This window comes from Enterobacter sp. R4-368, assembly GCF_000410515.1.
Taxonomy (GTDB): domain Bacteria; phylum Pseudomonadota; class Gammaproteobacteria; order Enterobacterales; family Enterobacteriaceae; genus Kosakonia.
Genome location: NC_021500.1, coordinates 2,182,242 through 2,203,597 on the forward strand (window position 1 = coordinate 2,182,242; position 21,356 = coordinate 2,203,597).

Consider the following 21,356-nt stretch of genomic DNA (forward strand, 5'->3'; position numbering starts at 1 on the left):
GTGGGTATCAGGACTATTAATCCTTATAGCAAGTCAACACGTCTGCCAGCGACCACGCTCAACTGATAACGCATCCAAATTACTATTGCGGTGAAGAGCATCAACAGGCCACATACTTGAATTATTTCCCAACCCGGCATCCTCTGCCTGTTGCGCCCGGTTCGCAGCTGCAATAATGCTTTCGATATCCATCAGTTGTGCTCCTGCTTTACAGCTTTTCCGGGAATATCGGGACGTTTTTCATAAGGTGACCAGGCATTATCACTCCAGCCCAGCAGAACTTTATCTCCGGGTAAAAAGTGAACATGCAAATCGTTCTCCCCCCACTTTCGTTCCGGTAATGGCATCACGACACGACGCTTTTCCAGGCGCATCCCTTTGAGATACTGTTCATGGGTGATGTCCAGCGTCCAGATAACTTCGGCCGTCTTCCCGCTGATACTGCCGCAGCAAGTAGCACCACCACCACCATGGGCAAAGGCATTCGCCCCTCCCACACCATTAACACTAAATCCCAGAATTGGCCGGTCAATTTCACTGTGAATAATTAGCGTGACCGGCCCGACTGGCGGCCCCCAGACTGACGCCCAGACAATACAGGCACCGTAAATAATAAAAGGCGCGATCAGCGCTGCCCAAATCCATTTTCCCCAACGGGCATAGCCGCGATTTACAGCGTTATCAACCTTGCTGAACAGTTTAAATAATCCCATTCTTTATATTCCATTTTTACCCAGTACCCAGTGTTTTCCGGTTTTATATATGCATGGGTATTCAGGGCTTTTCATCCATATGGTTAGCCAACACGTCTGCCAGCGACCGCGCTCCACTGATAACATTCGGTAATACAGCTTTGAGCGAATCTGATTCCAGCTTAGCCTTTCCACCATTGAGGTAATAAAGCGCATAGACTTTCTGATCCACCGGGGTAAACAGCCCTGCCGTTTCACTCTTCTTCAGCGCTTTTATCACCATCGAATGCTGTACGCATGGTGGAAACGCCTTGCTGGTCGGCATTTTCTGCCATTCGTTCAGCACGCTGGTCACTTCATGTTTATCCGCTATTTGCTGCCAGGTGACTTTCCCGAGCCGGATAACATGATCTTCTGGATATGCAATTTCAGAGGCAGTAATGCTGAGCAACTGCCACTGCGTTTCACCAGGTAACCACCATTTCGTGATACCGCGGAACAGATAAGCGTGCCAGTCATGGTCTGCACACTGTGCGAGTATGGTAATAACATGGCTGGCGTAGAAGCGCACCAGTGCCGCCGTTCCTTCGGGCGACACGATGGTACATCCTCGGGACAACTGCACGGCCAGCGAAGGTGGATAGCGGGTTGAGATAATCACAGCAACACAACCTGGCAATGTATCCAGATAACCCTTTAAGTGCTCTTGATCATTCAATTCCAGCAGCCAGGGGCCATAGTTCTGAAACTCCATCAACTGTGGGTGGATATACAGCGAATGCAGCCTGTTTTGATGTTGCGATTTAAATCTCAGAAAATCCGCCTCCGGCTGTGCACCAGCTTCAAACAGCAGGCAGAGGTTCTCCTCACTTTTAACAGGTAATGCCGCCAACAGCTCAGTGGTATCCATCTTTAGGCTCCCTGCACTATGGCATCATTAGCCTGAATGGCTTTTAACAGGCACGGAATACATATTTTATCCATTATCGTCGGACTAATTTCCGGGAAATCCATTGGCTGTGCTGCAGGCACGGTATGATGCGTCCGCTTTATCCTCCGCGTATAGGTCATATCCGTGCCGTACTCTACCTTCCCGTTGTCGATGACGAGATAGCTGCCGCCGCCGATCAGCGTCACCTTCTTCTTACCGGCGAACAGTATGTCGCTCGCTGATATCAGGCTCAGCTTTTGTTCTGCGGATAAGTGCATTGCGCCGTTCTGTGCCTGGATCTGCACCGGACCTTCGCTGGCGTTCAGCGTCAGTGAACCCGTTCGTGCGAACAGACCGACACCTTCTCCGGCCAGAATTGCCGCATTCCCCATCGCTCCGCTGCTGAAATCTCCCCCCGCGTTCACTGCCACATTCTGACCAGCAGCCAGTTGCAGATGTTCGCCGCTGGTGAAGGCCACGCCTTGCGGGCCATGGGAATGAATCATCCCGTTCAGCGGTTTCAGGCGCTGGTCGAACATCGCTTTCTGGCTGGCAATATCGGCTTCAAGTGCCTGCGCCTGCTCTGCGGCAGCGGCCAGAGCTTTCAGTTGCTGCAGGCAGACGTCGATTTCTTTCAGCGCCGTTTCCATGTCCAGCACCTCCCCCACCGCCTTCTGCTGACCGTCAGCGGTGATAAACAGTCCTTTCGCCACGCGGATGACGCCGTATTCATCCGTTCTGAGTTCAAAACCGGAGCCCCGCTGTTTGCTCTGCTCATCAGAGATATGGCCCTGGTTGAGCTGTGTGTCGCCGAATGGCGTAGTGAGTGCAATATGTTCCTGCCCACGCAGGTCTTCCATTCGTAGCTCGTTGCCTGCTGCCGTGCGCAGGATGTTCTGGCTGCGGTTATCGCGGGTGACGATGTCCTGATGTTCTGAATCGTGGAAGGCGTGGGCAATATACGGGCGGTCGATATCACCGTCTTCATAGGCAATTCCAACTTCCGTGCCGTCAGTCAGCGGCGTGTGCCAGCCGTAAGTGTCGCCGGAACAGGGCTTCGCCTGGCGTATCCACAGGTAGTTGTAGCCCGGCTCCGCATCTTCGCGGCTGAAGTCCATCTTCACCCGGTAACGGCCCTGATTGTCCAGCCAGGCATAGATATCGCCCTGCTCCCGGCTTTCAATACGCGCCGGCAACGTGCCGTGGATGTGTGGCCGGGGTTCCTCCTGTGGCCGGAAGCAGAACTGTTCGCTGTACGGCATTCCCCATACTGACACATGCAAGCGCGTGTCGCGGGCGGCGCGATAGGTGATAAGCGTCATCAGCATGCCGTCTTTCAGGTCGTTAAGGTTGCTGCCGTCTGCTTCCAGCACCATACCCGGCATCAACCCGACGGCGTTGCTGAACAGGTGCAGCCTGGTCGATTTATTCAGTTCGCGTTCGTGGTGAAGTCGGGCATAAAACGCCCCGCTTTCCGTTTCCGGTTCGATGGCGCTGTCTTCGCCCACTTCAAGAAATGGCCCGGCGTAGCGGTAGTGTACACCGATGGTGGTGGCATTGTTTCTGACGCTGACAGCAGAATCCATCGGCGTGCCTGCCTTGCGGTAGTTGTAGTCCCGCGTACGCACCATCCCGGTCACCGTGTTATGCCAGGTGCGCAGACCCCATACCGATTCGGCCGCACCGTCATATAACGCAGACGGTTCTTCGTACGGCAAATGCTGACCATACTGGTAGAACTGTTGACCGTCGGCAAAGGTCACCGTGTCCAGCCCGGTGACATCATTCCCCCCGGTACAGAACCAGATACCGACTTCTGAAAGAATTCGCCGGATAAATTGCAGGTCACTTTCACGCCACTGAGTGATGAGCTCGCGCTGCGGATAACGCTTCTGCAGACGAAACTCAACATCCGCACCTTCCAGACCATGATTACGCAGCACCTGTGCCACCAGCTCCGGTACGGAAAGGTTCTGGTATACCGCACAGCGCCGGGTATGCGAAAGCAGCGCAAGGCGGGATGAGAGCGTCACGCTGTAGTACGTCTGGTCAACGGTCGAACCCAGCCATTCAAACGCCGTGATCACGCCGTGGACTTTCCGCCCGCTGAGCATGCGCAGCGTGGCGTATTTCAGCAGTACATCGTCTGCCGCCACATCGCTTTGCGACGTGGTGAACTCAATGCGCCATTTCGATGGCGCACTCAGCGCCTCACGCCCGTAAAAATTCAGCACGTCGGGTTTTACCCGGCTGTCATTTATCTCAAGCGTGTAGCGGGTTTGCCCGTCGAACAGTGCCAGCCAGTTATCCTTCGCCATGGTTGTCACTCCTTAACAGGAATCAGCGTCAGGAATCCGCTACCCAGTTCAATGGTGCGAGGTTTGTCCGGGTCGAGGTCATCGCGGCTCAGCACCAGCCGCCAGGTGTTGTTTTTCAAATCCGGGCGGTTGAATAACCCGATAACCGCGACATATTGCGCCTCTTCATCCATCGGCATATTGAGCATCACGCTGCCTTTGGGCATCACCAGCAGGGATTTGCTCGCCACAATATCCTCCTTTAGCACCGTATCGGCTTCACGCAGCAGCATCTGGTAGTCGGCGGCATCCACCTTCTGGCGTTCCCTTAGCTGGTAGACACGAACCATCGTCGCCAGCGGCGTTTGCGCCTCATCGGCATTGACTCCCGAGCGCGGTTCAAAATCGAGATGCAACACCTTAATCTTTTTGTAGAAGATAGATTTGGTCATGCTGGCCGCACCATCGGAGACGGCCTGCGTCAGGCCACAACCGGACAGCAGACAACTGAGAGCGAGCAGAACAACCTGTCGTAGAAAAACGGATGTCATGCAGAGATTCCTTTCAGAATAAAACAGCAGAATTAGTCAAAACGGTAACCGCCATCCTGTGCGGGATGTAAGGGTTGGCAATCCAGCCCCTCATAGCACCCCAGGCTGACGGTCAGATTGCGGCGCTTGCCGGGTTTGTCGCGTTTCAAGCCCAGAATGCCGGTACGGCCAAGCTGGATGCGGTGCTTTTGCCCGAGACGCGGTTCTGGCAAGACACCCACCGGCACAGTCAGGCGCAAGCGCACATCAGAGCGATAGCCCAGATATACACGCAGCAGCACCATCAGATCGGTGTGTAGCTGGCCACCCGGAAGCCAGCCTTCGGCTTCGAACGGGTTACTGGTTGCCAGCTTTAGCAGAATACGGCTGCAGGCCTCTTTGCCGGTTTTTCCGAGCGTGGCGCGCTGTGACAGGGAAACTCGATTTCCTTTCCCCAGCCCACTGCGCTGAGCCACCTGCACTTTGATAGGGTCCGGGCTGATGATCGTTGCGGTGGTATGCGGGGCCAGCAGGCTAACCAGTTGCCGAATACCTTCCGCATTGCGGGTTGGCAGCCGCATCGCCCCGAGCAGTGCCAGAAAACGGGAAACCGGGGTAGCCACCTGTTCAGCCGTACCGGGGATCCCCAGGCCCACCAGCCCCAGCAGGCATTGCGACGTCTCATCGCTGCCGCCTGCTTCAAAGGTCGCCGGGTAGGCGTATTTACGCCATATTCGGTAGTACTGGGTGGTGATGCGGTGGCTAAAGATATCGAGAAAGGCCGTGGTGGCTTCATACCCTTCCCGCCGCTGGGCGATATCATCCAGATAAGCGGTCGGTAGCGGCGAATCCACGCCGTACATTCCAAGAAAGGTCGTGCGGACCGTCGGTGGCAAATATGGATGTTCTTCATCCGTCTCAACGGTGTGTAATTCGCTGGCCGGAAACCCCATTCCCGGCCAGGGGCGAAAGCGCACCGGGTCGGCAGTGGGTTTGTCGGCGGTACCCAGTAATGGTGCGTCGGGATTCTCCTGCTCCAGCAACTGGCAGAACCGGTAGAAGTTAACCCGCCAGATATCCTCGCCCAGTTTTTCCGTCAGCCCGGCACCTGCTGGCTGTGATTCTCTTTCCATCGCAGTCGTTTCCCTGTCGGTTGCAGCACCAGCGTGAGCTGATTGAAGAGGTGAACATCGGCATACAGCGCAAAGAAGCGGTGCAGCATTTCACCAAACAGATTCACATCCCCCTCGCCGGCAAAGTTGTCGGCATTAAGCGTGATTTCAATCTCGACGCCGCGCAGCATGTAGCCACGTTCAAAACGGCGCACCAGCGTATGCTTCACCGCCACAATGGCTTCCAGACGGCGTCGGTTCATCTCATCATCGGTCCAGTCATACAGCGCCAGCGTGCCGCGCAGCACTTCCGGGTTATCCATCATGCTCAGAAAGCTGGATCCCAGATGACTCATCACCCGCCAGTGGAAGCGATCATTTGCTGGCGGATAAAGTGGCAATGTTGGCGCGCAGAGATTCCGCACCTTCACCGCCACTTTTCCGGCTTTCACTACCCGGTCGAGCAGTGTGCTTTCCAGCGCCTTGCGGGGCAGTTGCCCGTTAGTGCCAGTGATACGAATGGAGAGCGATTCCGGCTTTTCAGCGAGCTGCTCCATCTCAAACGAACGGCCGCCGAGAATAAGCCAGGTGTCATACAGCCCGGACGGGCCACGTTTCACGCGGGTGTGGAAATAGCGCTCCGGCGCGTCAAAGCGCATCATGCCGCCGCGATGGCGGAAGCTGGTGAACGGTACGTAAGGGTGTTTGCCATTTTTTACCGCGCCGTGAATATTATCGACGCTGTAGATTTCCGTGTGGCCGTCCTGCACACGCAGCGGGCGCAGCAGGTATTCGTTTTCCAAAGGGTCGATGGTCAGCGGGTCGGCTTCCAGCGTAAAAAGATTAATCACCGGCGCGCAATGCAGGCGGAAATTTTCGGTTTCAAACGGCATATCGGACGGCCAGCCGCCATCTAGCACGATGTCGGTTTCAAACCAGGTGGTATCCTGGTTGAGCCCAATCAACTCCAGCCCACGCAGCTCGACAAACATAAACTTCTGCCGGAAGCTGAAATACTCCAGCAGTAGCTGGTAGCCACTGAACGCAGAGTCGCCTTTCGGCCACAGACGCTCACTATCTTCGAAGCCCATCGGCTTACACCAACCGTCAAAGCGGATGCGCTCGGTGCGGGCCGCAACGTGACGGGCGTAAATCGCATGCACCCGGCGGGTCAGCGCCAGATGCAACGCGGATGCCACCGGGCTTTCGGCATCAAGGTAGAGGGCAACTTTATCAATGCCACTTTTGGCCCACTCCACCCTGCTGGCACACTCAAAACGCAGGCGAATGGCGGCACGCCCGTCAGGCTCGGTCTGCAAACGGGCATCTGCCAGATGAATCGGCTGCAGGGTGATATCCCGGGTCGCGCGGTACTGGCAGATGGTCTTGTCAGGACCAACCGGACGCGACAGCACCGGGAAGCCTTCAGGCAGAATTTCAGCCTGTTTAAGCTGCTGCCATTCCGGTTCGAACGCCACTACGGAGAGTGACGGAATGGTGCGCATATAGTGCGGCCAGAGCAGGCTCACCAGCCCTTCGGTCAGCTCAGGCAGATCATCGTCGAGCTTTTCACGCAGGCGTCCCATCAGGAAGGCAAACCCTTCGAACAGGCGCTCGACGTACGGGTCGCGGGCACCGGCTTTATCCAGATTGAGCATGGCTGCGCGATCGGGATGGGCGCGGGCAAATTCTTTACCGGCTTCGCGCAGGTAACGCATCTCTGCTTCGTAATAGCGCAGGGTTAAATCATCCATGCACGTTTTCCCTGAAAGTTGTGGTAGTCAAAAAAAGAGAGAATTACATGCCGCTTTTTCAGCCGCACAGCACCATCGCCCGGGCGGGATCGATAGCAATGAGGCCAGCCAGCAGCTCGTCCATTTCAGGGGCGAGGCGGGTTTTATCGCTTTCGCTACGCCCCGCTTTCAGGCGTAACAGCTTCAGGCGGCGCGCCTGCACCTCAAACAGCAGCGCAGGCTCCCAGTCGTTAAGCGTCAGCTGTGGTGCGCTACTGGTGAGTTCACCGAGCAGGTGGAGTGCCATTTCATTGCGTCCGAACTGTTCGGCAACACGGGCCATCAGCAGACGCAACAACCAGCGGCTACGGGGAGATTCCATGCCAGAGCGATGCTGAAGCCAACCTAGCGCAGCCTCCGGGCCGTCGCGGTCCCCCTTTTCCATCGCCTCGGCTTCCAGCGCGAGAATGTCATCTGGTTGCCCGCCGCTGGCAACCGCGGCGGGTTGATTGCCAAACCCCGGCATATCATCGTTCACCTTCTCAGCAATCCAGATCAGCGTTACTTCATCAGCAAACGGCGTGCCGTCACTCCAGGAGAGCTGTTCGAGGCCATGCAAACGGGCCAGCAGCAGCTTCAGATCGCTAAGGATATAGTCCGCCCAGCTATCCCATGGTTGTCCGGCGCGGGTCAGCCCTTGCCAGAGATACCATTGCAGATCGAGCCAGAAGCGGTTCCCCCCTTCGCAGAACATGGTGCTGGCCTGCTCCACCAGTTCCGTCCAGTTCTGCTGCAGATACAGGCGCTTCAGCTGCGCGCGATAATCCGGTTTGGGTGGTGAAAGACGGGTACGACCACTGGCATCCAGAGCCGGGATTTGCCCCACAGTATCCCAGCGAACCACTTTCATCAGCCGGTGTGACGCCAGCCAGCCATCCTGCTGATCGGCCAGCCAGCGGGAGAGCACTTTTGACTGGCTTAAAAATTCCCCCTCAGACGTAACAACCATGTCCGGGGCGGACTGCCTGACCGTTGAAACAGGCGTACTTTCGTCTGTGCTGGTAGTTTGCGACATTAAGCCATCCAGCCCGCCGGAGCCTGCCAGACGGATTTCCAGCGCGCGGGATAAACCGTCGAGAGAGGGGCGTTCGCCCTCCGGCCAGTTTTCCAGTTGGCTATCCAGCAAACTCATCACGGCTGCCGTCTGCGAGGTTTGCTCCCGGTTGGCATCCGGCCATAGTGAAAGCGCGTCCTGCACCTTTGTACTGTTTAGCCACTCAAGCGCAGATTTGCGTGCATTGGGGCGAAGCGGATAACAGTGCTCACCGTAGCGGGTCAGTATCGCCGCCAGCAGTTGCAGCCCCTGACACAGGCCGGTCTCACCTTCCTTTTGCAGACGGGCGAAGATATACCAGGTGACCACCCTTAAGTCGCGGGCGGTGTGACAGAGTATTTTTTCAGCCAGCTGGCAAAGCGTTTCCGGATCGGTGCCAGAAAGTTTGTTGATTTCCTCGCGCATCAACTGGAAATCGTCGTCATAGGCAGGGTCTTCCCCCGCCCCGTCACTGCCCGTTAATGGCTTGAGCCAGTTATCCCATTGTGACAGGCTGGCCTGCTGATGGACGAGCAGCGCTGACTGCTGCGCTTCGTCGGGAACACACAGCGCCAGCAGCGCTTTTGCAGTAGCCATCTATTCTCCCTCCGTGGCTGCCAGCGGGTTATTCACGGTATCCGCACTTACCGCGAAGATAGATTGCGGCAAGTGGAAACCCTGCAGCTTCAGTAGTGCCAGGGGGCCATCCCCCAGTTCGCTGCGCAGGATAAATTTAAGCGGGCTGCCATCCGGCGTGCGCCACACCAGTTGCGTACGACTGCTGTCGAGCGGCGTCATCAGCGCTTTATCGAGCAAACGGATAAAGCCCCAGTTTCCCTGATAGTGCTCAAAGAGGCGCATTTCCGTGTTCACGCTTCTCCAGCTCAGATCCACACCCGGATACCAGGTATTTCCCGGCCAGGTGAAGCTCTGCCAGCTTTCCATCTGGTTGAAGTAATCAAGATTCTGACCGTCCAGCGTCAATTGCATCCGTGCAACATCACGTGAAGGGCGGGCCATCAGTTCAAAATGCACACCCGCATCTCCCTGCGCGAAAATAATGTCGGAAATATCTGCCAGTTGGTTGATAGCCGTCAGGAAGGCGGGGTTGACGGCCATCCCCTGGCTTGCAGAAGGATCGACCACCCAGTGGCTGCCTTCCTGATGCAGGATCCCGCCGAGGTTGGTTTTGAGGAATGCCGCAATATACCCGGAATCACCACGCACGAACTGCGCCAGCAAGGGAAGTGAGGCATCGCTTCCTGTGGCTTTAAACGGGTAACGTCCGGCAAACGCCGTGTTCCACTGCGACACAATCGTGCTCTGCCAGCGGGCATTCAGACTGTCTGCCGCCGGGGCCAGCACCTGGCGCCAGGCCAAATCCAGCGGCTGCACAAACAGCGCCTGAGCAAAACCGTTCCACTCCTGCCCAAGGCTTGCCGCCACCAGACCGCCGTAATCACGGGTATCCGTCAGATCGATGGCCTTGCCCTGAAAGACCGTCTGCGCCAGCATCTGCGCCATCGCTTGCGGATCAGGTGCGCTGGTAACCTGCTGCAGTTTGAGGCGCACCTGCGTCACTCGCGCCAGCCACGACTGGAAACTGAGATTACCGTTAGCGCCCGTGCCGTCTTTCCCTGCCATCAGGCCGTTCAGTGGTTCAAACACGCCATCCAGCGGCCCTTTGGGCCCCTGAGCCTGTTCGATAAACTGTTGCGCATTCTTTTTACTCGCGACCAGCTTTTTCGCCGAGTCAACCAGTGAATCGGCAAGCCGCTCGCCTTCGGCACCGGTCTGTCCCTGCCAGGCCAGCGTGTTCATCAGCGCCACCAGCGGTGACTGACGCACATCCGCCAGCAGGTTAAGCTGGGCAATCGCTTCGGACAGCGATTCGGCCTCATGCCACTGAATGCTGTTGGCCATGTTCAGCCAGGCATTACCGAAATCGGTAAAGTAGCGCTCAGTCAGGCGCTGCTCCAGCGCTTCCGGCGAGATATCGCTCCCGGCCTGATGAGTCTTATCGGTCAGCACCCAGTCGATTTCCGCGCGGCGGGTTTTCACCACTTCATCAATAGCACCCTCGACCTGCTCTTCCCATGCCTGGCGGGTAAACATGCCCGGCACAACTTCGGCGGTAGAAAATAGGGTCGATGCGTCGGTATCACCTGTCATATCTGCCAGTGTTAAGTCCGGCCAGTTGCGGGCGATGCGCTGCAGCATCTCCTGATACAGACCAGACTCCGCATTACGCTGCCCAATTTGTTTGAGCAGAATCTGACGTACGGTGCCAACCAGGTCTGCATCCGGCTTAATTTTCCACTCCGGGTGCGCGGGCAGGTTCTGGGCATAGAACCCGAGCAGTTTGGGGGCCAGCGTCTGCCAGACGCTGTCGCTAACGCCAGTGCGTGTCGGCCAGGTTTTCAGCATGTTTGCAGCAAACCACGGCGCATCCGCTTTATCCGGACGTGCCAGCATCAGATAGCCCTTGAGAAGGTTATAGGTCTTTTGGGCAGCGGTTGTACGTGCATCACTGGCTGGGGGGAGTCGCACAAACGCGGTCAGTTGACGGCGGAGCTCATCAGCCAGCGCATCGCGCATCAGCGCCTGGTTGTTGCGGGCATACAGTGGCCAGAGGGAATTCAGTGTTTCACGGTCCTGATTCAGACCAAAGCGGGTATACCAGGGCGCGCCGTGGGCTTGCCTGTCCTGCAAACGGGCAATGGCCTGCTGCAGAATGAGCTGATTACGCAGGCGTTCCGTCAACGGTTGCTTTGTATCGGCGGCAACGCGCGCGGTTTCCTGGGCCTGATAAATCTGGGCACGGTTCACGGTCAGGGAAAGCAGTGTTCCTGCCCCCCACAGCAGAACCACTGCCAGCAACATCAGAGGGAGAACACGCCGCCAGTGGAAACCGATTTTGCGGGCCTGAACATGCAGACAATCCTCTTCCAGCGCCTGCCAGGCCGGGTGGCTCAGACGCGCGTGCGGCAACGTGGAGGTTGCTGGCAGCACAGGGCTGAACATGACCCCGCGCAGGCGGTAAGGTGCCGGGCCGGTCATCAGGCTGGTCAGCAAGGGGGTTAACTGTTGCTTAAGACGTCCGCGCAGCTGAACGGATAACTGCAGAAGCCAGTCGTGGCGGGTATTACGCAGCAACACCTGTATACCCACACGGCGCAAACGAGAAGAAAGTGTCGTCAGTGACTCAATAGCGGCTTCTGGTGCAGCCCCCGGCCCGAAGAATGTGCCGGTCGCCGGCACACCCTCGCCTTCCTGACTCCACGCCTCCTCACGGATAAACCACAGCCAGACCGGAGCCTGCCAGCCAATCAACACATCACCTTTCTGACGGCTGCGAACGAGCGAATCCAGCGCAGCGGCATCCGGAAGTTGCGCGCAGTCCATTACATGCACAATGCCGTCTATCGGCTGCTGAGGGCGCACCTTATTCAGCGCGTCAACAAATTCTGGCTCCTGCTCAGCTTTTGCCAGCCCGGCATGGATCAGAACAGTGCCGTCATTTTCCTGCCAGTGGTCACGCTTGAGCCCCGGAACCACTTTTTCAATATGGTCATCGGTACCCTGAACCAGCAGCAGGCGGACTTTAGATTTCCAGCGGCGGCCGTAGCGCAGACGGAGGTGATCGGTGAGTTCTACACTATCGAAAAAGCCCTTCTCACCTTGATCATGGAGAACGAGTGAAGTCTGATGTCCGGTAGACTCTCTTTTATTTTCCTCGAAAGCCGCCCTGACCCCCGTTTTTCCTGCGCGCTCAAACAGTCGTTCGGTCACCCAACCGATGAGGCCAATGATGAGAATTGAAACCAGACTCCATATAAGCAATTGGGTATCATCAAGCGGGCCGATGCCAGTCCAGCTCGACATTTTTTCTGGCCAAGCCATAAACAGGTACACAAAAATGGCGATGAAAAAAATAAGGGTGAGTACGATGCTCCCGATAAGTGTTTTTACTTTCACAATGTGCCCTGTCGTGTCCCTGTATCATCTCCGGGTGTAACACCGGCAATCCAGATGTCATTTGTATCCGTTCCTACGGCTATTACTTGCGCCGCTCCCGAGCGAGCGACAAGTGAGGATATGGCCACGGCAAGCCAGGGGGCGCTAACACCTCCATAACCGATGAAATCATCTATGTTTTTGTGATCTTCCGTCATATCGAGAGATAAGTTATTTTCCGCACACGCAGAATACCACTCAACATCTTGTGAGAAATTCAATCCCGTAATACAACTACCCTTAACCTCTTCTGGTAATAATTGACTCCAGATCAGTGCCCGTGAGAGTGTTTTCGTCAGAGAATCATTTTTGTATCTTTCAGGTCGGTGTAATTGCACGGCATCAGGAATATCCGAGTGCTTTCTGTTTAACATTAATATTAATGTTATTGCTTCACCCTCACCTTCTCTGGGGGCTTGACGTATCTCTGCGCTAATAGATAAAAGTAATGATGGTTTACGCCAAGTATTATCAAGCCAACTGTCGAGTGCTTCAAATCCATTATTCTTTAATAAAATGAAAGAACGTCCGGTCTCTGACGAGATAAGCTCTAAAGCAATTGGCAGTGCATCAGGGAGCTCCGGCGTATCAAAATCAGCTATCAGCCAACAAGTAATGTCCGATGGGATTTTTGCGAGTACAGGCTTAATTTGCATAATAAGTGTTTTAATGGCTTCGCAGAATTCGGCCGATTGACATTCTTCAAATCCAGGCAATTTTGAATGGCGGACATAGTTTCCACCTCTTGTTTTTTGTACTTGAATGATCGGATAAGAAGATTGTATTGCAGAAAGTATTTTGTCTGTTCTGCTTCCAGACTGCGTTGTTACACCTGAAGCAATAAGCCATGCAAAACGCTGCCCACGTAAAATTTCTTCATTCCAGAGCACCTTGCGATTAGCATTCCAGGACTCAGCCCAAACCTGGTCTGTTTTATATGCGATACGGCGCAGGCCAAAAAACATTCCCCATAAACAAAGAGGAAGGCCAAGCGCAGTAAACCAGAAAACAAGTCCCTCTTTCGCACCAGTCCAAAATAAAAAAGACAGCACACAACCTACAATCAACAGAAATATCAATAACCCTGACCATTTACGTGTATCAGGGCGATGAACTTTGGGGATTGCCGCAGGGACTTCATCGAGAAACACCGGCATAGTTATGCTACCTTCCCCGCCGAAAATGAACTGATCAGCGTACAACCACATCCACATTTATGGCCATGGAACGCAACAGGAACTCCCTGATCAAGATAGTCTGGATTTCCCTCAACAATTGTCGTAGGCCCATGACCCTCTTTTGGGCATGAAACCTTATCGCCTTTACGTGCCACGCCAATGCCGCCAAACTTCATCGTGCAGGATCCTGTTAACACAGCGCCACCATGCGTGGTTTTATCACCAATACGAACGATTGCTAACATAGATATATATTCCTAAATTACATCTGTGGTTTCACTTAACAAATAAGAACTATGAACCCACTGATTTATCCTGTAATTGAATGCATAACTCTTATATTGATATAATCGACATTATAATTTTTTAGTCGTCAACTCGTACTATTTCGTACTATCAAGATTATTATCCCTACATTTTAAATTAAAATTTATTGCTTAAGTATATTTAGAGTTAAAAATAATTAGTAAATTAAACCACTTAACAAAAAACAATCATCACAATAACCAATCTAAATTACCGAATCAATCATCATAAAATTAATAATACTGATACAAAACAACAGCCATGGACATGTTAATACTGCGCCTCAACTAACACATGTAAATTTGTCCCTGTGTTATTCTTATTAAAATAGTAACTAGTGGTTTCGGAATCCATCACAACCAATATCTTTAATCTGTCGTTATCAATCCATTTATAATCAACAGAAGAACCATTAGCTTTATAGCTATTGTTATCGTTAGGTAAAATTTTACTTAGTTTACCAGATGCGTTCTCATCAAATGAAATAACTTCCTGATAAGACTCGTTTATGCCCATATTGTCAAATATACAAACATACTCAGATGTACCATCAAATTGGCTTTCAACATTTCTATTATGACAATATTTACCCCAATTATTATTTAAATACAAAGCATTATCTTGAGATGCAATGACATTGCTCTGTTTATAAAAAACAACATAATCCTGATCGGTAACAAACAAATTACTCCCAACTTTTACAATTGCATCATAAGGAACTGGACACTCTTTACCAGGAAACAATGATGTAATTTCATAAACATCTTCTGGGAATTGAATGTTTTCATATTTGAACAACACGCTATACATATTTACGGTCTTAGCCGACATGAAGTATGAAAGAGTGCTTTTCTTCAACTTAACATATTCCATGGAACATATATTTTTATTTTCTAGGAAATCATTGGTTATTATTAACCTCTTATTTCCAATATTCAAAATGGATTTATTGTAAATCATATTAAGATGATTGACGGTGTAAGTATTGTGCTTACCAAAAAGATCACGCTCTGATATTTTATCAAACACCCAACGAGTTTCTTTTATATCATCATCTGAGTGCGCAATACCTGATAGCAATGATATCAATAACAAATAGACTAAATAAATTCGATTACACATATTTACCCTCATAAAATTAATGCGATGAATCATAAATATTGTGCAAAAATAAATTTTGCTCTGACCGCCGCCTTGTGACAAGACCGCTAAGGCCACCATTTGTGATATCAAGAAATTCGGCCGAAGCCCCTTCATAATCTGCTTGATTGAGTTTTGAATTTAGCAATGGTGCCTTTCGCATACTACCCATGTTAAAAAGCAGACTCACTAAGGCATCAAATTCGTGCTGGAACAGATCAACATCAATCGTATTTTTGAGTTCAGCAACATAGCCAGAGACTCTCACATCGAATAATTCATCTGCTCTAGAAATCGTTATTCCGTTTTTAAATTCACCTGGTAATATAATATCTTCACATTTTTCCCTGGCGATCAAATGCCCATATCCGATAGTACAAAACCCTTCCGAATCATTATATGCTTTAAGCTCAAAGGACTCCCATCCTTTGATGAAGGCTTTCCCTTCATTTGATAATGTTAAATTTTTGATAGAAATTCTTTGACCATTTTCTGCATGCACTTCTTCAAATGTGTTTTTATACCCCTCCATTAATATACCAATAGGATCTCGTAGGTCATCACGACGTAGAAATGGCGGATTTGGTGTATTATTAGGCGGTGGCAATTCTCCGCTTCCCGGATAGTATTCAAAATGAAGCATATAGACTACTTGGCCTGGGATAATATTCGGATGTTGGCCTGTTGATGGATTAATCATTAAACCTGTTTTAGCGAGTACTGTACCTTGCATTACATGTTGGCCAGCATGAACAAGGATACTACGAGGATCAACTTCACCATATCTAATGAAAAAATGCTGGCCATTCTCAGTCGTATGTTCAACGGTAATCTGCCAAGTTCCATAATAGTAGTGAGAAATATTTCTGATTAAGCCATTGCTTACGGCAACAATTTCTGTAGATGGACCTGTATATAAATCTCGGGCAGCATGCTTCCTGGTACCATTCGAACGACTTCGCCCAAAAATCGCCTGTGACGCATTACTGTCACTTAATGACGCGGCCCAATAATATCGTTTCCAAATACCTTCGATATCATTTTTAGGTTTTATTTTAAGAGGAAAAATGACTTCCTTATTCTTATTTTGAGATATTGCGAATAAAAATTCCACCGGATGCATATGCCACGGATCAGCTACCATCCCGGAGACCTGCTTCATCCAATTCATCTTCTCGAGAAAGCTTTCTGTATAGGCTTTCCATACCGCCAGAGACGGATCCGTATTCAGTGTATCCAGATACCTTTTCCAGTAGGTATCGTCCTTTCCGTAATACCATTCACTGGGGTGCCTGACGATAATGCGGTGGAGATGATCGCGGTAAGACGGGTTATGCACTGCCTGCAAATACTCTTGCTCAGAATAGATGCCGTCATTACTGGAGTCGATCTGCTTGAGAAGACGATTGTAATTATACTGGTTCATCGCCCGGCTACTGTCTGTTTCATTCTGCGCGGCTTGATAAAGTTGTTTAAGGACCCCTTTTACAACGTTGTCAGGATGATGAATGCCATCTATCAGGTCGAAGCTTTCTGGTGCCTTATCCAGCGTGACAAATCCCAGTGAAGCCAGGTCGAACTGTGCCACTTTTTTCACATCACTCGCGGCCATCCAGCCGCCTTCTGGCCTTATCTGGTAATACGCTGCACTGGTATTATCCGTCAGCACCTTTCCATCAGCATCCACACCCGGCACTTTTGAACGAGTCAGTACTCCGGGTGCACGGCTTTTTCGCCCAGTGCTCATCATTTTACCCGACGCATCCGGCATAAATAATGCAGCCCCTTCTGCATAGTTCAGGTACGCAGGATCATCTTCCCCAGTTTTATCGGGGTTGGTCAGAAAGGTCGGTAGCTTATTGTCCGGACTCAGACATTCAATATGCACCTGGTAACGTGAACGTTTGCCGTTTTCTTCCGGCAACTCGTAAAAACCAAGATGGCCTATGCAGTCTCCGGCACTAATAGCCACAGGCGTTTCAGGGGCCACAACTTCGCCGTATTTTCCCTGCCCCTGTGACTGTGTACCCTTTGCGATCAGATTGCTATTATCCGAAACGACCCAGACCCGGTCCCCTTTTTTTAATCTCCCATTATCCCTCTCCAGGGTGACAAGGCTGAAAATACGATTATCAGTTTGTCGGGTAAATGAGGTGATGCCCGGATCAACCGTGACAGGAAAATCTTTTGGCAGCGTACTCCGATCAGCTCCTGCACTTACATCCTCAGTGCTGAAATAAGCTTTCAGAACCGCACTGGTTTTATAACTCTGCTCATTGCCGGTTCCTGCATGATAGGCGGGTGAACATTTTTTCCACCAAGAAGGCTGTGTAGCCTTACCGGAAAGTGGTTTCAGCCAGCCCCTGTCGGATACCGTCCAGACTTTATCACCAGCAGACAGTGAGCCAGTATCATTCATGACCCTCACCTCACAGAACTGGCGGCGATAATGGCCTGGATGTGCAGAAGTCATTAGCTTGTCACTCAACTCCACCTGAGTACCTGCAGGTAACGAGCCCTTTGCCGTCCCCTTATTTACCTGCTCCGGGGTGGTGTAATATGACTGACCTTTCGCTGTCTCCCGGAGATTGATATCAGCCTGGCCGTAAGCAGCGACAGGAGCCAGATTCATATAAAGCGTATGGAACGTCAGTCCGCCGGATGCATTTTCCCCTGGCTGGATGTAGTGTTTGACCAGTACAAATGAGGTTGAGAAGTAAAGTTTATCTCCACGCCACGCAATAAAGTCGTAATCCTCACAGACGCGATATGCCACAATTTCACCGTCAGCCATACATCTGACCGCCTGTGCACCGTCATAAGGCTTGTTTACATAGTTCAGTTCCGAAGGATTGCTACCGGTCAACGCGCACCACGGGGCGCTGGCATCAGTAATATGAATGCCACCATGCCACATACCCTGACTGCCGACCAGATAAAGACCTGAGCTCTCAGAGCCCAGGAGACTTAACAGTTCTTCCGCATCTCCGAATGCCTTACCTTTTCCATTGGCAGGTATCGGGAAGGTGATTTTTGGTATTAAAGCCATCGCTTTCCTCCCTGTTATTCACTGGCCCATTTGGCTGAATTTTTCCCGGTAACACTAATATCGGTTTTTTTAAAATCTGGGGTTTCAGCGGGAATGGTCTTCCCTGTTCCAGGGACAAGATAATTCGAAGCCCTGGTAATAAAGTCCCCCTTTGTTCCATGCTCAATTCCGCTTTCGCTTAGTTTCAGGTAGGAACCACCACCGTTCAGCGTCAGGGTTTTCGGAGTGCTGATGGTGATTTCATCTTTACTGCTGGTGATCGTGAACTGCTGGTCAGCGCTCATCTCGAGTGTGCTGTACTGGGCGCGTATTTCTACGTTGCCCTGATTCGCAATGACCTTCGCCCCACCTTTATGGGCAAATAGCCCCAAAGATTGTTCAGCACTCACCGTGACATTTTTCATTGCTCCGATATCGACATGCTGCCCTGCGGTAAGCATGGTATTTTTCGTGCTGGTCAGTTGCAGATGCTCACCAGAGGTAAGGGCAATTCCTTGCGGAGCAGAAGCCAGTACCACGGCAGACTGCAAATCTTTCAGGCGCTTCTGGAGCAAATTGTTCTGCGTTTGAATATCACATGTCAGGGCTTTCGCCTGTTCAGCAGCGCCGTTCAGCGCCTGCATCTCGCTGTTGGCCTGAATAATCTGGCTGACCGCCGGATTCATCTCCAGCACTTGCCCCTGGCCTTTGGCCTGCGCATCCGCTGTCAGGTAAATCCCACGGGCAGCACGCACGGCACCAAACTCATCGGTGCGTAGCTCAAAACCCGCACCGCGCTTTTCGCGTTGGGCATCAACCAGATGGCCGATATTGAGCTGGGTTTTGCCGAACTCCGTCGCAAGCTTGATGTGCTCTTGCTGGCGCTTATCTTCCATGCGGAGTTTATTGTTCGCAGGCGTTCGCAGAACGTTTCGCGTGTGGTTATCGTTAGTGACGTGATCCGGGTGTTCAGAATCGTGCTGGGCATGGGCAATATACGGACGGTCAGGGTCCCCCGCATCGAACATCACCGAAACTTCGGTGCCGTCGAGCAACGGCGCGTGGAAACCGTAATTGTCTCCGGCATACGGTTTCGCCATACGCAGCCACAGATAGGCATAACCCTGTTCGCTGTCGCTGCGATCGAAATTCAGTTTCGTGCGATAGCGGCCCTGATTGTCCAGCCAGGCATAGGTATCGCCTTTCTCGGTGCTCTCCACACGAGCAGGCAATGTACCGGCAATCACCGGGCGACGATGAAGCTGCGGGCGATAACACACGGCCTCGCTGTAAGGGATGCCGGTAAAGGTCATCTTAAAACTTTGCTTACGCGAACCACGGCTTTGCACACCGGTGATAACAATGCCGCCTTTCAGGTTGGCAGGAAGCGCCCCCTGCGGTTCAAGTACTTCGCCCGGCACCAGCACCGGGCTGGTTGTTTTACCAGTGACTTTCTGCTGCGCATTCAGAATACGTTCATGACGCAAACGGGCATAGTACGCCCCACTCTCCGGGGTTTCGATATCGCCTTTGCTCAGAAAAGGCTCTGCGTAGTGATACACCTCACCCGTGGTGATGCCATCCGTGGTACTGACAGACGCAGAACTGTCCTGTGGCGTCAGCGCCTCGCGGTAGTTGTAATCACGGTTGGCTACGCTTTCTGACACCACCTGATGGCCGGTTTTAATATCCCATACGCAGAGCTGCCCGTTATCGTTGGTTCGTGATGGAGGGATGAGCGGCAGCGTTACACCAAACTGATACTGCTCCGGGCTGTCCTGGAAAACCACCACATCCTGTTCGAGGCGGGCATCCATTTCAAAGCGCCAGAAGATGCCGACTTCGGCCAGTAAACGCTGCACAAATTCGAGGTCGGTTTCACGCCACTGGGTGATCAGTTCACGTGCCGGATAATCCTGCGTCAGACGGAACTCAAAATCAGCCCCTTCCAGCCCGTGGAAACGCAGGATCTTCTCCACGACTTCAACAACGGACTGATTAAGGTAAATCTCGCTGCGCTTTGTGTACTGCAACAGCGCGATGCGCGGCACAATTTTCAGCGTATACCAGGTTTCATCGGCAGACGTCGAAAGACGCTGGAATGTCTGCACGACGCCATAGACAGTACGCAATGGCGTGGCTGGCATACCGTTATACAGTGGAACCTGGAGCGTGAAGGATGCCGGTTTAAGCAGCATGCTGTCGCTGGCGATATCGCTTTCAGTACAGGTCACTTTAACGGTGTAGTGCCACGGTTCGCTGAGTTTTTCTTCTGCCTTAAAATTGAAGACATCCAGAAAGTGCGGGCAGTCGTGAACGACCAGCTTATAGCGAGACATACCCAGTAATGTGTCGATTTTTTCCTTCGCCGGGGTAATTACGGAATCACTCATTCTTTTACTCCTCTCTCCCGCACTTTCTCTGTAGGCAATATCTACGTAAATAAATGACGTGAATTAAAATCTTTACTCATTATCGCCAGTTAAATAGGTAATTCTTTCATTAGTCATTTTGGTCTGGCACTGATAAATATTCACCCGCTGCTGCATAGGAATTGTTTCCGCTTTGCCATCTGGAATTTTTCCGCATTTCGCCACTTTGTTATTAACCCATGCAATCTGTTCTTTCTTCATTGAATTTCGTACTGAGTCAGGTAATTCTTTCCATACAGCATTCAGTTCACGATCGGCGCTTGCATAGGCAGACTGTGCTAACTTCAACGAACTCTGCGAAAGCGTACTAATAATCTGGTCTTTATTTACTGCCAGTACGCTCATATTGAACATAGCCGCAGAAACGTCAGTCCAGTTAAAATTACTAAAAAGAATATCTTTATTATTATCAGCAAGTTTGGCCACATAGGTAGCACCGTTCCAAGTAACGCCGCTGTTGTTTACCTTTCCATTATCACCCGTGACATATTGCAAATAATGAGGAGCCTTGCTTACAACATCCAGCGTATCTTGTGGAATTTTAATTGAAATCGTCGCACTGCAATCCAGACCATCACTCCCTGAACCTGATGTTGAGACATTTGTAAGTTCGACTTTCATGCTATTCAACATATTCTGGTAAACGGAAACTGGCTTATCGTAATTAAACCGACTTTTTGTGATAAAACTGCTCTGCAACATACCCGATGCCTCATCCTTGATATATCCGGCAAGCGCTTTTACTGCATCATCTCTGCCACATTTAAAATCGTTTGAATCAAATAATCCGGCATTAGCTGCATTAGAAAACGCTGCAACAACGGTTAATAACGCCATTTTTTTAAACATTTTTTAATTCCCTTTTTT

Annotated in this window: 15 protein-coding genes; all 15 read right to left on the reverse strand. The window is 51.7% G+C overall.

The annotated features are described in order from the left end of the window. Window positions 1-33 precede the first annotated feature (33 nt). The 15 genes from H650_RS25725 to H650_RS10335 all read right to left on the reverse strand — a co-directional run bounded on the left by H650_RS25725 (window position 34) and on the right by H650_RS10335 (window position 21,338). Entirely contained in the window at window positions 34-192 is a 159-nt protein-coding gene (locus tag H650_RS25725; protein WP_020455196.1) for a hypothetical protein, read from the reverse strand. Then, entirely contained in the window at window positions 192-713 is a 522-nt protein-coding gene (locus H650_RS10275) for a DUF3304 domain-containing protein (RefSeq protein ID WP_020455197.1), read from the reverse strand. The genes H650_RS25725 and H650_RS10275 overlap by 1 nt, the downstream gene beginning before the upstream one ends. Before the next feature lie 61 nt (window positions 714-774). Further along, window positions 775-1,602: a DUF4123 domain-containing protein gene (locus H650_RS10280; protein ID WP_020455198.1), complete on the reverse strand. Its 828-nt coding sequence runs from the start codon at window positions 1,600-1,602 to the stop codon at window positions 775-777. Window positions 1,603-1,604: 2 nt separating this feature from the next. Further along, window positions 1,605-3,941, reverse strand: a complete 2,337-nt coding sequence (locus H650_RS10285; protein WP_020455199.1) for a type VI secretion system Vgr family protein — start codon at window positions 3,939-3,941, stop codon at window positions 1,605-1,607. A 5-nt stretch (window positions 3,942-3,946) separates the two neighbouring features. After that, window positions 3,947-4,471 (reverse strand): type VI secretion system lipoprotein TssJ, encoded by a 525-nt coding sequence (tssJ, locus tag H650_RS10290; RefSeq protein WP_020455200.1) that lies wholly within the window; start codon window positions 4,469-4,471, stop codon window positions 3,947-3,949. Between the two features lie 32 nt (window positions 4,472-4,503). Beyond that, a complete protein-coding gene (gene tssG, locus H650_RS10295; RefSeq protein WP_020455201.1) occupies window positions 4,504-5,583 on the reverse strand; it encodes a type VI secretion system baseplate subunit TssG in 1,080 nt (359 codons plus the stop codon). Beyond that, a complete protein-coding gene (gene tssF, locus H650_RS10300; RefSeq protein ID WP_020455202.1) occupies window positions 5,547-7,316 on the reverse strand; it encodes a type VI secretion system baseplate subunit TssF in 1,770 nt (589 codons plus the stop codon). Before tssF ends, tssG begins: the two co-directional genes overlap by 37 nt. 58 nt (window positions 7,317-7,374) lie before the next feature. Next, window positions 7,375-8,985, reverse strand: coding sequence for a type VI secretion system protein TssA (gene tssA / locus H650_RS10305; RefSeq protein WP_020455203.1), 1,611 nt, complete (start codon window positions 8,983-8,985; stop codon window positions 7,375-7,377). After that, window positions 8,986-12,273, reverse strand: a complete 3,288-nt coding sequence (locus H650_RS10310) for an ImcF-related family protein (protein ID WP_353609921.1) — start codon at window positions 12,271-12,273, stop codon at window positions 8,986-8,988. An 89-nt stretch (window positions 12,274-12,362) separates the two neighbouring features. After that, window positions 12,363-13,562, reverse strand: coding sequence for a KPHS_23130 family T6SS system protein (locus H650_RS10315; RefSeq protein ID WP_071925227.1), 1,200 nt, complete (start codon window positions 13,560-13,562; stop codon window positions 12,363-12,365). Between the two features lie 2 nt (window positions 13,563-13,564). Further along, window positions 13,565-13,828: a PAAR domain-containing protein gene (locus H650_RS24515; RefSeq protein WP_071925228.1), complete on the reverse strand. Its 264-nt coding sequence runs from the start codon at window positions 13,826-13,828 to the stop codon at window positions 13,565-13,567. A 331-nt stretch (window positions 13,829-14,159) separates the two neighbouring features. Then, entirely contained in the window at window positions 14,160-15,011 is an 852-nt protein-coding gene (locus H650_RS10320) for a hypothetical protein (protein ID WP_044489483.1), read from the reverse strand. Window positions 15,012-15,027: 16 nt separating this feature from the next. Beyond that, window positions 15,028-18,078 carry a glycoside hydrolase family protein gene (locus H650_RS10325; RefSeq protein WP_020455207.1) on the reverse strand — a complete coding sequence of 1,017 codons (3,051 nt, stop codon included), beginning with the start codon at window positions 18,076-18,078 and terminating at the stop codon, window positions 15,028-15,030. Between the two features lie 14 nt (window positions 18,079-18,092). Next, window positions 18,093-20,450: a type VI secretion system Vgr family protein gene (locus H650_RS10330; RefSeq protein WP_020455208.1), complete on the reverse strand. Its 2,358-nt coding sequence runs from the start codon at window positions 20,448-20,450 to the stop codon at window positions 18,093-18,095. 72 nt (window positions 20,451-20,522) lie between these two features. Continuing rightward, window positions 20,523-21,338, reverse strand: a complete 816-nt coding sequence (locus H650_RS10335) for a lysozyme inhibitor LprI family protein (RefSeq protein ID WP_020455209.1) — start codon at window positions 21,336-21,338, stop codon at window positions 20,523-20,525. Between the last annotated feature and the right edge of the window lie 18 nt (window positions 21,339-21,356).